Annotated in this window: 13 protein-coding genes; 8 read left to right on the top strand and 5 right to left on the bottom strand. The window is 35.8% G+C overall.

Features of this window, described 5'->3' with window-relative positions; translation table 11 throughout:
• Nucleotides 1–16 precede the first annotated feature (16 nt).
• Nucleotides 17–775: an SDR family NAD(P)-dependent oxidoreductase gene (locus tag JUJ52_RS05315; RefSeq protein WP_228088845.1), complete on the bottom strand. Its 759-nt coding sequence runs from the start codon at nucleotides 773–775 to the stop codon at nucleotides 17–19.
• A 407-nt stretch (nucleotides 776–1,182) separates the two neighbouring features.
• Here JUJ52_RS05315 and JUJ52_RS05320 point away from each other — a divergent pair, with 407 nt between their 5' ends.
• Together JUJ52_RS05320 and JUJ52_RS05325 are read left to right on the top strand one after the other, a co-directional pair.
• Nucleotides 1,183–1,527 (top strand): hypothetical protein, encoded by a 345-nt coding sequence (locus tag JUJ52_RS05320; RefSeq protein WP_226983576.1) that lies wholly within the window; start codon nucleotides 1,183–1,185, stop codon nucleotides 1,525–1,527.
• Nucleotides 1,515–2,162 carry an AraC family transcriptional regulator gene (locus JUJ52_RS05325; RefSeq protein ID WP_226983575.1) on the top strand — a complete coding sequence of 216 codons (648 nt, stop codon included), beginning with the start codon at nucleotides 1,515–1,517 and terminating at the stop codon, nucleotides 2,160–2,162. Before JUJ52_RS05320 ends, JUJ52_RS05325 begins: the two co-directional genes overlap by 13 nt.
• Nucleotides 2,163–2,290: 128 nt before the next feature.
• Here JUJ52_RS05325 and JUJ52_RS05330 read toward each other — a convergent pair whose 3' ends face one another.
• Complete coding sequence (locus JUJ52_RS05330) at nucleotides 2,291–2,938, bottom strand: class I SAM-dependent methyltransferase (protein ID WP_121604113.1); 648 nt, start codon at nucleotides 2,936–2,938, stop codon at nucleotides 2,291–2,293.
• Between the two features lie 203 nt (nucleotides 2,939–3,141).
• Here JUJ52_RS05330 and JUJ52_RS05335 point away from each other — a divergent pair, with 203 nt between their 5' ends.
• Nucleotides 3,142–3,627 carry a GNAT family N-acetyltransferase gene (locus JUJ52_RS05335; protein ID WP_205389265.1) on the top strand — a complete coding sequence of 162 codons (486 nt, stop codon included), beginning with the start codon at nucleotides 3,142–3,144 and terminating at the stop codon, nucleotides 3,625–3,627.
• A gap of 463 nt (nucleotides 3,628–4,090) precedes the next feature.
• On the opposite strand, the gene JUJ52_RS05340 is transcribed toward JUJ52_RS05335, so the two are convergent.
• Entirely contained in the window at nucleotides 4,091–4,285 is a 195-nt protein-coding gene (locus tag JUJ52_RS05340) for a helix-turn-helix domain-containing protein (RefSeq protein ID WP_162986324.1), read from the bottom strand.
• Nucleotides 4,286–4,519: 234 nt separating this feature from the next.
• Between JUJ52_RS05340 and JUJ52_RS05345 the strand changes: the two genes are divergently transcribed.
• Nucleotides 4,520–6,298, top strand: coding sequence for an LPXTG cell wall anchor domain-containing protein (locus JUJ52_RS05345; RefSeq protein ID WP_121604110.1), 1,779 nt, complete (start codon nucleotides 4,520–4,522; stop codon nucleotides 6,296–6,298).
• Between the two features lie 500 nt (nucleotides 6,299–6,798).
• On the top strand, nucleotides 6,799–7,464 hold the full coding sequence (locus JUJ52_RS05350) for a class A sortase (protein WP_205389260.1): 666 nt from the start codon (nucleotides 6,799–6,801) through the stop codon (nucleotides 7,462–7,464).
• A gap of 111 nt (nucleotides 7,465–7,575) precedes the next feature.
• Here JUJ52_RS05350 and JUJ52_RS05355 read toward each other — a convergent pair whose 3' ends face one another.
• Entirely contained in the window at nucleotides 7,576–8,382 is an 807-nt protein-coding gene (locus JUJ52_RS05355) for a zinc-dependent metalloprotease (protein ID WP_121604108.1), read from the bottom strand.
• Between the two features lie 239 nt (nucleotides 8,383–8,621).
• Between JUJ52_RS05355 and JUJ52_RS05360 the strand changes: the two genes are divergently transcribed.
• Complete coding sequence (locus tag JUJ52_RS05360) at nucleotides 8,622–9,347, top strand: GNAT family N-acetyltransferase (RefSeq protein ID WP_205389252.1); 726 nt, start codon at nucleotides 8,622–8,624, stop codon at nucleotides 9,345–9,347.
• A gap of 135 nt (nucleotides 9,348–9,482) precedes the next feature.
• On the opposite strand, the gene JUJ52_RS05365 is transcribed toward JUJ52_RS05360, so the two are convergent.
• A complete protein-coding gene (locus tag JUJ52_RS05365) occupies nucleotides 9,483–10,373 on the bottom strand; it encodes a LysR family transcriptional regulator (RefSeq protein WP_026682323.1) in 891 nt (296 codons plus the stop codon).
• A 119-nt stretch (nucleotides 10,374–10,492) separates the two neighbouring features.
• Here JUJ52_RS05365 and JUJ52_RS05370 point away from each other — a divergent pair, with 119 nt between their 5' ends.
• Both JUJ52_RS05370 and JUJ52_RS05375 read left to right on the top strand, forming a co-directional pair.
• Nucleotides 10,493–11,512: a YeiH family protein gene (locus JUJ52_RS05370; RefSeq protein ID WP_121604106.1), complete on the top strand. Its 1,020-nt coding sequence runs from the start codon at nucleotides 10,493–10,495 to the stop codon at nucleotides 11,510–11,512.
• Between the two features lie 425 nt (nucleotides 11,513–11,937).
• Nucleotides 11,938–13,068, top strand: a complete 1,131-nt coding sequence (locus JUJ52_RS05375) for a response regulator (RefSeq protein WP_162986323.1) — start codon at nucleotides 11,938–11,940, stop codon at nucleotides 13,066–13,068.
• Nucleotides 13,069–13,369: the final 301 nt, after the last annotated feature.

The following is a 13,369-nucleotide window of genomic DNA, read 5'->3' on the forward strand; positions in this document are numbered from 1 at the left end:
GGCCTTAAAGATAGGCTTATAATGTTAATCCACCATCGACAACAACAATGGAGTCAGTCATATAGCTTGCTTTATCAGATGCTAAGAAGGTAACCATTTCGGCAAGCTCATTTGGTTCAGCATAACGCCCCATTCTCATATTTGATATTTCCTCAGGAACGTAACCATCTTTTTCGAACTGATCTGCAACACTAGCTGTTAGCGCTGTTTGTACACCACCTGGGCAAATACCATTGATTCGAATTCCTTTATTAGCATATTCTAATGCAGCACCTATCGTTAGACCAATGACGGCATGCTTGCTAGCAGAATAAACAGCCACACTGTGCTCTGGACGAACACCAGCTGTAGAAGCAGTATTAATGATCGAGCCACTTCCCTGTTTTTCCATTACCTTTAATACATATTGTAATCCGAGAAATACACCTTTTACATTAACCGACATAATGCGATCATACTCTGCTTCTTCTACCTTTGTAAAAGGAGCAAACTTTTGGATAATCCCTGCATTATTAAAAAATATATCAATACGTCCGTATACTTCCATAGCCTGATTAACATAATTCTGTACATCTTCGTTTTTGGAAACATCTGCTTGGACGAAAATACCTTCTCCACCCTGTTCTTGTACAAGTTTTAAGGTTTCATTCCCTGTTTCTTGGTTAAAGTCAACTAGTACAACCTTTGCACCGTGATTAGCTAGCTTTAGACTACTTGCTCTACCAATACCACTGCCAGCACCAGTAATTACAGCAACTTTGTGTGCTAATTCCATCCTTATTTCCCCCTTTAATAGATCTTCAACTATTATTTTAGACGATGTATATCATCAAAGATTGTATTTACGTAAGAAAAATAGTATTTTTCTCTTATAAAGACTAAAAATATAAGCGCTTACGTATGAAATGAGGAAGTAATTATGAAATCTTTAAAAGAGATGTGAAATATACGTGTCAGCTTATCTCGGAAGCCCACCAAATACCAGTGTATTATGTCAATGCAAACGGGGATCTTGAATACGAATTTACGAAAGCAGAACTACAAAAAAATCCATTTTATCGTCCAATAAAAGAACAATTAAGTATTTTCTGCGGTTCAGGTAACCTAGCGGATTCCCCTCTGTTTTTTTCCAATTCCTTCTTACATTTTTTTATGATCAAGGTTCATCAGGAGAATGTTTCTTTGGGAAAAATTATTGTTGGTCCTACCATAGAAACAGAAATGTCCGAAAAACAAATAACACAGATAATGGATCTTTTTAAAGGGTACGAAAATAAAAGAAACCTGATTGATTATTACAGAACTGTTGCTGTTATATCGAGGGAGCAATTATTAGTGATTAGCAAAGAAGTTTATTATATGATTTATCAAAAGCGATTAGAAAAAACATTGGTTAAACAACAAAATAGCATATTGGAACCAAAAGATATGCAAATAGAAAATGCAGATCTTGAGCTTTCGAAAGGTAGAAGGGATTTTATTTTTCATTCTAACTTTACTACGAGCGCGTATTATTGGAACATATAACTAATGGTCGCATTGACAAGCTAGCTGACGTCACCGATTACTCGATTGTCGGAGAAGCGGCGTTGGGTATTTTGTCTAAGCGAAGCCGATTACAAAGTGAGAAAAATTTAATGATAACAGCAATCGCACTTGTTTGCAGGGCTGCCATAAAGGGAGGACTAAATGAGGAAGCAGCTTTTACTTTAAGTGACTTCTATATCCAACAGCTTGAAGAATTAAGAAGCTTGCAAGAAATATTGAACTTAGTGAAAGAAGCTATATACGATTATACGAAACGCGTACACCAATTACATAAACAAAAACATTCTGCACCAATAACAGCTTGTCTGCACTATATTTATAACAATCTTTATAATGATATCTCGCTAGTGAATTTGTCTAGGCTTTGTCATTTAAGTTCAAATTACCTATCGTCAATGTTTAAAAAGGAAGTAGGGATGTCGATTCGTGCGTATATCCAGAAGCAGCGAATCGACGAAGCGAAAAAACTAATTATATTAACTACTTACGCCGTTTCTGACATAGCCAATTGGCTAAATTTTACAGACCAAAGTTATTTTGTTAAGGTTTTTAAAAAACATGGGATGACCCCTAAGCAATTTAAACATAATCATCCGGAAGGAGGGAGAAAATAGGGTGATATTTTATTAGTGCATAAGTCTTTGATCTGCCGCGAATCGATTTTATCGAGTTGGCAGCAGATCATTATTCACGAACAATCAATAATGGCATGTGTTCATGATGAGAACCTAATTTGAAACAGCTACACTTTCTTTAATACGGCTCTAAAGCAATTTAACTCCTGCCAAATTCTAGAAACAATCGCATCGTCAGGTTTAGATAAAGTATAGTGATCATAAAATGTTAGCCCGGTGATATCGATAATTTTAGTAAGTGTCTCGATGGAGATCGTCGGATAATCGAAGGTAAAGATCATTTGACCGTCGTCCTTTAATACGCGTTTAAGTTCTAAAAAGGATTTAATACTATCTTCTTGGCTTAGGTGCTCTAATACGGAGATGCAGAAGACCTTATCAAAAAGTTTATCCTCATAGGGAAGCTGGGTCAATGAACAGCATTGGATGTCTATATTTTGAAGAAAAGCATCTATCTCCTGTTGTTCCACGTTCCGCGGATAAGTTGACACTGCATCATGCAGGATGGCTTCTTTTGATAAAATGCGCTGGTCTATATCGCATGCATAGACGGATCGACATACGTTTGCCAAATAGAATTTTAATGGATGGGCAATCCCACATGCTGCATCTAGTACCGTATCTTTTTCATGAGCAAACTGTTTTACCCATTCATATTCATAAAATCTAGTTTCCCAAGTATTTGGCAGTGGGAAGATAAATTCGCGAGAGGAAGGATCAGTAATACGAAAAAATCGAGAGTGTGTATAATCCACTAGTCTAATTCTCCTTTATAACTTATGATCATTCGTTTCATCAGTATATGTAGGAGATAAAGAGATTGCTTTAGTAAAATGAAAAACAGGCTCTCGGAATTTCAAGGGGGGAGTGGTTGTATGAATATACATTTAAGAAGGAAAAACATGATTTTGTGAGAAAATACTAAGAAACACAATTACTTAAGAGAGGAGCAAAAACATTGGTGTCATTATCGCTAACACCTCAAGAAGAAAAGCAAATTCTTTATAATTTATATTCTCTCTATTTACATGATCTTTCTAGCTTTACAAATGATTTAGACATATCGGAAAATGGTTCATTTGCATATGATTCTTTTGATTTGATCTGGGAGACGGATGGCTTAGCACCATATTTCCTTAAAGACAGGGAAAAAATTGTTGGGTTCTTACTCCTATTAGAAAGGCCTTTTTTAAAGAAAGGATATGATTATAGTATTAATGATATTTTTATGTTAAGGAAGTTTAGAGGTAAAGGAATTACAATTTTGCTATTAAAGGAGCTGTTTAAGCAGAAAAGAGGGAAATACGTTGTAGCTGAATTAGCTAAGAATAAACCTGCTGTTTCATTTTGGAGAAAGGCTTATCAGAAGCTAAATATCAACTTTGAAGAAAAGAAGCAAGTGATTGATAATGAAATATGCTTCGTACAGACTTTTCGAGTTTAAGGAAGATTGTGATTGGAGTAATGTATAGTTATTATCCTATAGAATAGAAGGATTATGGAAGAAGATTTTATGCATAAGGATTCGTAGATTATGGTTATCTACGGAGAAGATGTAATTAACCATAGAATAATAGTTTTTAAGTTCTGGATGTTGTTTAGAAGAAATGGGAAACAAAAAATATATGCTTGCGATATATACTAATATAAATGGGTTATCAATACTGGTAACCTATTTATTTCTAATTCTAAAATTAGGGCAGCCAAAAAAACATTATTAAAATTGTAAAAGACGACATAATAGAGAAAATGCTATCTTTCCTAACAAAAACAAATAAACATAAAAACCAAATACTATTCCTCAGTAAATGTCCAATGGGTTCAAAGGCCATTAGGTTATACCCTTGTGGTATGAGCAATCAGTTGGGGATAAACAAAATCCCCTCTGATTGAAGTTTCACTTTATGTTATTGCTTTGTAAAGTAGTCAATGCCGACGCTGAAATATTCTGAAAGTAATTGTAATTTTTGGATACTAGGTATGCTATGGTTTGCTTCATAACGTTGAACTTGTCTGGTGCTAACGTTTAATACTTTAGCTAGATCCGTTTGTTTCAAATTGTTTTCTTCTCGGATGTTCTTCAATTTACTTCCAATATTCATAGATGTGTTCTCCTTTTTCGCATTGACGCGACATATAACGTCAGGTAAAATGTAAGCAATAAACGACATTATATGTCGTGTTGGGTTTGATTGTTTATATTTATCTATAAATATAGATGAGACAATCCAGACTTTCAATGAGTATGTTTAATTTTATTTCGGTAAGTGAGGAGGTAATTTTAAGTAATTATCTTAGATTGCAGCTAAAAATACACCTCAGGGGGATTGTAAAAATTGAATGTATTAAAATCAAGCAAATTTATTACAATTACAGTAATTCTCACATTAATTTTAAGCTTGCTTTATACCACTATTTTTTTAATCGATACTGCTAGTGCAAATGATTCTCCGAGATACAAAACGTTTTTTAGTTTAGACAGAGGTAATATTACATATGATGATGGCAGACCACCATCTATTGGCTATGTTGATCGAATAACAGAAAATAATCCACTTGGTGGTGCGATTCTGGGTACGCGCTTCAAAGTTGATGAAAATGGTGTTATTGTTTATTGCCTGAATTGGGATTTAGATTCTCCATTGTTAGAAAAGGATGGAGGAAACGAGTATAAGAAGACATCTGAACGTTTAACTAAAGAAGAATACACTGCTATGGTCTATGCATATGGCAACGACCAAGATATTACGAATGATTATACAATCAACGGGAAAAAGCTGACAGAAGATCAACGTTATTATGTTTCTCAAGTAGCGCTGTACATTGTCTCTCATGATATGAATAGTAAAAATATTACGATCGATTCTTTAATTAAACACACTCGTGGTGAGATAGATCATGAGATTTCTGAGGAATTATATAAAATTATTGAGAAACACGTGGATTATATTGAGAACAATTTACTTGATGTTCCAGCAGAAGAAGATTTACATATTAAACTTGAAGGGCAAGCAAACAAACTTGTACAGAATGGAACATATTTCGAATCAGATGTTTTACAGCTAAAAGTCAATAATCAAAATGCTAAAGTGGTTTTTACAAAGAAAAACCTTTACAACGCATATTTTGTTGATCTTGAAGGTAATACTGTAACGGATGATTATATATTAGATGGGAATGCGTTTAAGATTCGTTTGAACGCAAAGGATATTGAGGAAAAAGGGAAAATTGAACTAGCTTTTAAAGCTACTACAGATATTGAAAATGTCTATAAATATGAACCACGCTACCAAGATAGTGACAAGCGTGGACAGGGTGTAGATGGAGAAAAGCTACAACGAATAACATGGATGGAAACAGATACAAAGGAAGCTAATGTAAGTGTTTCTATCAATTATGACATTGTAAAGGGAGACCTTGTTATTCATAAAACGGATGTCGGGACAGGTGAATCACTTGAAGGAGCAACCTTTGAAATAAAGGATGAAAAAGGTAATATTGTCTCTACCATGACAACGAATAAACAAGGATTGGCAATAACAGAAGGTTTAACTTTCGGGAAATACACATACCAAGAGATAGAAGCGCCAGCTGGTTATGTGCTTGATGAAAATATATACGAGATTGCGGTCTTAGAAAACGGGGAAGTTACAGCTGAAATAACAAATGACATCATTCGTGGGAACTTTGAGCTAAACAAAGTAGATGAAAAGACTAATGAACCACTAGAAGGAGCAACGTTTGAAATTAAAGATGTAGAGGGGAATCATATTTCTACGGTAACAACGAATAAACAAGGATTAGCAATGGTGGAAGGCTTGCCTTTTGGGAAGTACACATATCAAGAAGTAGAAGCACCAGAGGGTTATGAAATTGACCAAACCGTTTACGAGTTTGCCATAGAAGAAACCGGCAAAACTGTAAACGTTACCATGAAGAACAATGCTAAGAAAGCAAGTACTAACGAACAGCAATCAAAAGAAGCTCCGAAAAAATTACCAAAAACAGGAGATAAAACGAACACGATAAATTATATGTTAGGTAGTCTTTTCCTAGCGGCAGCAGTTATACTCGCAAGGTTGGTACGTAAAAAAGAAAACAATGAATCAAATTAGGATATTCCAGCTGTATAAGAAGAGGGTTGGGGAGTAACTAAAACAGTCTAATGTAAAGCAAATAATGCATGATGCTATTTGGGGAATGTACGTAGACACTTTGAAATTGAAGAACGCTTTTTCTGCATGTGATGTATCGTTGCCGAAGCCTTCCTTGTCTTGCACGAGTATAGGCAACGACGAGACCTCATAGTGTCAGCACGAGAATGCTAACCCGCCCCCCAACGGAAAGCGAAGTAGCTTCGTTACACGAACCATCATTTATCCCACATATAACTGTCAGTAATCCCCCCACTTCAAGCAATATAGTGAAAGGGGGGGGGACTGCCAGTAAATGACCGATTGGTTCCAATTCCTTTAGGTCATACCCTTGTGGACCGAACAATCGGTGGGGGATAAACTAAACCACTACTGGTTGAAGTTGCACTTTATAGTTGTTTGCTCTTTGTTAGATTAAGATACGTTTGTCTCCGCCTTCTTTTAAGGAGTAGATCGAGCAAATGAAAAAGGTAACAGTTTTCATAATCATTTTATTTACTTTAATTGGTATAACTTTTTTTGTGTCTCCATATCTAAAAGAATACGTAATGAATAACAAAATTAATAAAGTAGTTGCAGAAATTAAAAAATCTGATAGTGAAACGTTGAAGGATAATAGGGAGAAGAAGCAAAAGGAAGAAGAAATTATTGACTTACCGTCTGAATATGATGTTTTAAAGAATATTAATTATACAGGGAACCCAGTTGCATATTTGTTCATTCCTTCTACCGAGTTAGAACTTCCCATTTTTAGTACAGTTAATAATAACAATCTTCTAATGGGAGCAGGCGAAATGAAGGAATATGATGATCTGGGAAAAGGTAATTATGCACTGGCAGGGCATCGAATGAAGGAAAAGGGCTTGTTATTTCATGATGTAGCTCGTTTGTCTATTCATGATGTAATATATGTAACCGATCTAGATAAAGTATATAAATATGTCATTAACCGTGTAAGAAAGGTCGATGAAAAAGATTACTTTATTATCGATGATAATGGAAAAGATGAAATTACACTGATCACTTGCGATATTCCGAGTAAACCAGAAAGTAGAGTTGTAGCTAGTGGAGATCTTGTTGAAGTGTTTTATTATGGAACTAAAGATTTAAAATCCGTTAGAAAATAAGACAAAGTAAGTGGGTTCAGCTCATGAAGAGGCTGCTCCATTATTGAGGTAGGGGAAGCATTTAGTAAGAAGAGGGCTGTCTTCTAGGACGGCCCTCTTTGAACTTGGTTATTATTGACCATACCATTGTTTGTTATTTTGAATTTGTGCATGGTGCTCTGGGTGCCAATAGTCGACGGAATATGCGTAATCATAGTTCATAATACAGCGTATTCCACTGCCCTGCGGGTCATGGCCTAGTCCATAGTTGTGGGAAAACTCATGCTGTGCAGCTTTTGAAGTGTTCGTTATTCCTTGATCTAAGTTAACACTATATGCTGTTCCTGGAGCTGAATTATATACGTATGCAATTCCTCCCGCATCAAAGTTTGCATCTTTAGTAAATCCAGTTACAAAATCATAAGGTTCGTTAGACCAGTCTCTTTGTAAATCCGCCAAAATTTGTTCGCTACTTCCACCTTGTGATGTCCAGCTTGCTACCGCTTGTACTTCAAAGTCAATTCCATGATCACGAATAAATGCATCATCTGTATTCTCTATAATTTGTTGGACACGATCTTGCCAATCGCTATAGGCTGCTCGGTACTCCTCATCGGCTACTGCAAGTACAGTTACTGTCTTTGTTGCCTGTGGTTGTAACTCTCCCCTCTCTTTATACTTGTTTGTAGAGGTAGTTTTCTTCGTTGTTTTGACCTTTTTCACATTACCGTTTTCATCTAATACGTTCACTTTAGTCGATTGTTCAATTTTGGCTGGCCCTTGTTCTGGTGCAAATTCTTTCGCTTTTGGTAGTGTTTCAATATAAGTAGATGTTGCTGCTGACTGATCATGGTGTTGATGCTGTTCAGCTAATCCTGTAGTGGGTATTGCCAAAAGTGTTAAGATAAGAATAAGTGCAATAGAAGAAATTCTTTTCATGTATATCCTCTCCCTTTTTGGTTGTTATTTTCTGATTTCGTGAAATATTCGTAATATCCTTCTAATTATTGTAAAAACAGGAATTATTACCTAAAAAATGGCTGTTTTTAGGTATAAGGACTAGAATAATAGTGGTAGTTTAATAGATAATTTTAGTAAATGAAACTAGTCTTGTAGTGCATATTGATTTACGTCATTATTACAATGATCGTGAAAAATTATATTGGGGAGATAAGCAGATGAATTTGTATAATACAATTAAAAATGAAAAAGAATATTGGCTTGTTGATCAAGTCAAACAGGAAGGTATATCCACAGAAGCTTATATGGAAATGTTTCAAAAGCTATTAGGAGAATGGCAGGAGGGAAACATTGGTTATATTTCCGTACTGATGGATGAAGTGCACGAGCAAGAATTAAAGCAGCTTGGCTTTACGAAAATCTCCACAATTGTCGAGTATACAAGAACGTTGGAGGACATTCCGATTTTAGATGGTGAGATACAAGCTTATTCGCTATCAGAGAGTAATATGAGTGATCAAGGTTTTGCTAGCCTTTATCAAGCTTGTCGGTCAGGTTCGGCGAATAAAAACAAACAGCAGACGATTGAACAGGTTATGCAATCTTTACACCATGAATTGGGAGCTCGTTGGCGTGATCACTGTTTTTATTTTACGTCTAATAATGAAAAACTTGGTATAGCTATTCCTCACATTGAGATGGGTACAGCTGATGAAGGGAGGATGTTTTACTTTGGTGTTGTACCAGAATGGAGGGGAAAAGGCTATGGTGCCAAACTACATCTTCATACTCTATCATTGTTAAAACTATTCCATGCTACGTATTATGTTGGCAGTACAGATGAAGCTAATACGAACATGATAGCAATCTTTAAACGAAATGGCTGTATGCTTAGAGATCGAAAAGGTATATATCGATTGGAGAATAAAATAAATGCAGAGTAGCATTGTTTTTAAGCAAAGGCTGCTACCTGGATTTGGATGGTTGATTAATCGAAGCTTATGCAAAGTGGGTAGTAATGATAGTAGAACATGCACCATCAGTGAGGGATGATCGAAATTACCTCACTGATGGAAGGTTCACGTATACGGCCATTTTTGTTTTAATGCTTCGATAAATGCTTCCACGTTTTTTTTGCTTTTCATGATTGGTGAATAAACGTAGGAGAATGTTCGATTGAAGGTTGTGTTGTTTAGTCGGAGAATAGCGAGTTGGTTCTGTTGAACATCTCGCTCTATTACGCTATGCGAAAGCAGCGATAGCCCCATTCCTTTGATAACACTTTCTTTAACCCCTTGATTACTACTTATTGTAAGTATCGATTTCGCTTTTACCCCATTTGAACGAATGACATGATTAAGGTATTCCCTTGTACCAGAGCCTTCTTCTCGGGTCACCCAGGCTTGATTATGCAGTTCCTTCATCGTAATGGTAGCTTTCTTTGCTAGTGGATGGTTGGTCGCAGCTAGAACATATAATTCATCCTGCATAAATGGATAAACAGAAAGCTCTTTATCATTCGTCTGCCCTTCAATTAAACCGATATCAACCTGGAATAGTCGTACTCGCTGGACAATTTCTTCTGTGTTGCCAATGACTACTTCGAGAGTAAGCTCAGGGTATTTATCTTGAAGCTCAACGAGTAAATCGGGAATGATATATTCTCCAATGGTGAAGCTGGCGCCAATTTTTAAATTGCCCTTAATAGTCTGGTGATGTTCCATGATATCCTGCTTTGTCTGTTCGTAGATTGTTAGAATTTGTTTAGCACGGTGGTATAGCACCTCTCCAGTGGGCGAAATTTGCATGGATTTAGGTGAACGTATGATTAATTCTGTACCGAACTCTTTCTCTAAATTTTTTATATGCAGGCTGACACTAGGTTGTGATATATGTAATTTCTCAGCTGTCTTCGTAAAATTCCTTTCCTCTACTAACGCGACATAGGTGCGCAATGCATCATAGTACAAGTTAAACTTCTCCCCTTATTATTAATATTACTAATAGTTATAATTATATATATGTATTTTACTAATAATAATACTTTCGGTAAAGTTTAAGTAGAAACCACTTAAAGGAAGTGTCGGTAATGGGGAAAGCAATTGGTAACCATCAGGCAGATAAGTATGCCTTTGTGAAAGGGGTAGGTATTACATTACTTATCGCTATTATTGCAAAGTATGTTGCTCAGCTACCATTCTTATCAATTATGGGACAGTTAGTTATCGCAATTATTATCGGAATGGTATGGAAAGCGACTATCGGTGTTCGGGAAAATTTACAGGCTGGGGTGACATTCTCGAATAAGAAATTATTGCGCTTTGGCATTATCTTATTAGGAATGCGGTTAAACTTAGCCGATATTTATAACGCGGGTATTGGCGTATTTCTAATTGCTGCTATATGTCTGGTAGTAACTTTATTTATTGTTTATGGGTTAACAAAATGGTTTGGTGTAGGCAAACGACTTGGAATCTTAACGGCATGTGGAACAGCTATTTGCGGTGCGGCTGCTGTTGTAGCTATCGCGCCACAAGTAAAAGCGAAGGATGATGAAACAGCAGTAGGTGCTGCCACTGTTGCTGTATTAGGAACGATTTTTACATTAATTTATACGGTTTTATATACAGCTTTACATTTATCACCAGCTGGTTACGGTGTATTCACTGGGGCAACACTGCATGAAGTAGCTCATGTGGTGGCAGCAGCTACGGCTGGAGGGAATGATGCCGTAGATTTAGCCGTTATTGTCAAATTAACACGGGTGGCATTACTAGTGCCAGTAGCTATCATCATTGGTTATCTCTTTCAGCGAGGTAGTGGGCAAACAGAAAGCAGGCTATCCATGTCTATCATTCCTTGGTTTATTATAGGATTTATTGCAATGAGCGGATTTAATACCCTTGGGATTGTATCCGAGGAGGTTGCAGGAGTAATTGTTAATATCGCTTACTTGCTTATTGCTATGGCAATGGCAGGTCTCGGTTTAAATGTCGATATAAAAACCTTCCGCAAATTAGGTATGAAATCATTTGCTGCGGGAATCATTGGTTCGGTTATTTTAGCTGTTTTAGGGTATACACTTGTAGTGTTATTCTCTATAAATTAAGCCAAATCGTTTTTTAATAATATAATGTGTGTAAATGTAATTATCATAGTTTTCGAATACCGATATAATATCGTTTGTCTAGCGATTTATATCGGTTATTTGAGTCTCTTAAAATTATCGTGAAGTGTTATTAAAAAAGTAGCAGTTACCATTTTTTATCCCCCTGTGGATATATTAAAACGCACCTGATTTCTATTATTAATGACCCTCATGGATTAAAGTATTATGTAGATATTTAGGATATAAATGGTTTTTTAGCAGTGAAAGGTATAAATGAGCTATTGCTTAAATACTATCTTTTTTATCTTGCTAAGTTGATTTGTAGGTATTAAGATTCATTTTCACACTTGGGTGACAGGAAATATTGACGGATGTTATTCGTTAGCGGAAGATATAAAAAAAGGGCTGAAAAAGGAGGTCTTTTTTTGAAAGCTATTCTCGTCGATGATGAACAGCTGGCATTAGATTTCCTAGAGCGGAAGCTTCATCAGATAGGTAATGTACAAATTATTGATAAATTCATTGATCCTCTTCAAGCAAAGAATTGCATTTTACGATCTCATGTCGATGTCGTCTTTTTAGATATTCATTTACCAGAGATAAATGGTTTGCAGCTAGCTGAGCAAATAATGGAAAGCAAGCCAAATATAACGATCGTTTTTGTAACCATCTATGATCAATATGCTGTACATGCTTTTGAAATTAACGCATTAGATTATGTTGTCAAACCTTTACAACTGGATCGATTACATAAAACTGTATCACGTATAAATGCACGTCTTGCTATGCCTCAACAGGAGTCTCCAGGCGAAAAGAGTAAGATTCAAGTAAATGTTTGTAGACAGCTAACAATTGTAAACGAAGCAGGTAAAGCTGAAACTTTAAGTTGGCGGACAGCCCGAGCACAAGAGCTATTTCTCTATTTATTGCAAAATAGAGAACAGCCTGTTCGGAAATCAGTCTTAATTGATCTATTTTGGAACGATTGTGATTTAGATAAAATATACCCCCTGTTGTATACGACGGTATATAATATGCGTAAAACGTTAAAAAGGTATAGCCACCATTTTTATATCCAGAGTACGAAAGAAGGGTATATTCTTCGTACAGAGGATGTAACAATTGATGTTGAGGAATGGGAAAGAAGGCTTAATTCAGCACAGCCGCTTATTTTGGAAGCGGTTGAAGAATATGAGGAGATTATGAATGTATACACAGGTGCCTATCTTCAGGAATATGATTATTGGTGGGCGGAGGCTGAACGACATCGACTTGAGCAAACTTGGCTTGATTTTTCGTTTCAATTAGCTGAACTTTATCAGAAAAAAGGAGATATAAAAAAAGCAATACATTGGTATACCAATATATGTAATCAACAGCCAGGTACGGAAGAAGCTTACGTAGCCTTAATGAAATTATATGCTATGGAGGGTAATCCTAAATTAGTTGACCAACAATTTGACCAGTTAAACAGGGATATGTTAGTTGAATTAAACATAACGCCAAGTCTTGAAACCATTCAATGGTACAATCATTGGAAGAAAGTTAGTAAGTAAATTTCTTGTATGCTATTGCTTAAAGGATTAATTATCGCTACTGATAGACGGATTACTGACAAAATGGTTGCGAGGTATTTAAACTTCTGTTCAGAACAATGTTGTATATAGTTATATAAGGATTAAATGAGCTTTATTAATCCTTCAGAATGATAAAAAATATTTGTTTTAATCTCTTCTTTACAGGCATTGGCGTTCTCTTCTAGTTGAGAAGAAAAAAATCGAATGATAGGGTGATATAGTGTAACGAATACGGCGCAAAAAACCTGATGTGATTGATCCAAATTACATCAGGTTTTTC

Source organism: Virgibacillus sp. AGTR (genome assembly GCF_016919725.2).
Lineage (GTDB): Bacteria > Bacillota > Bacilli > Bacillales > Amphibacillaceae > Virgibacillus > Virgibacillus salarius.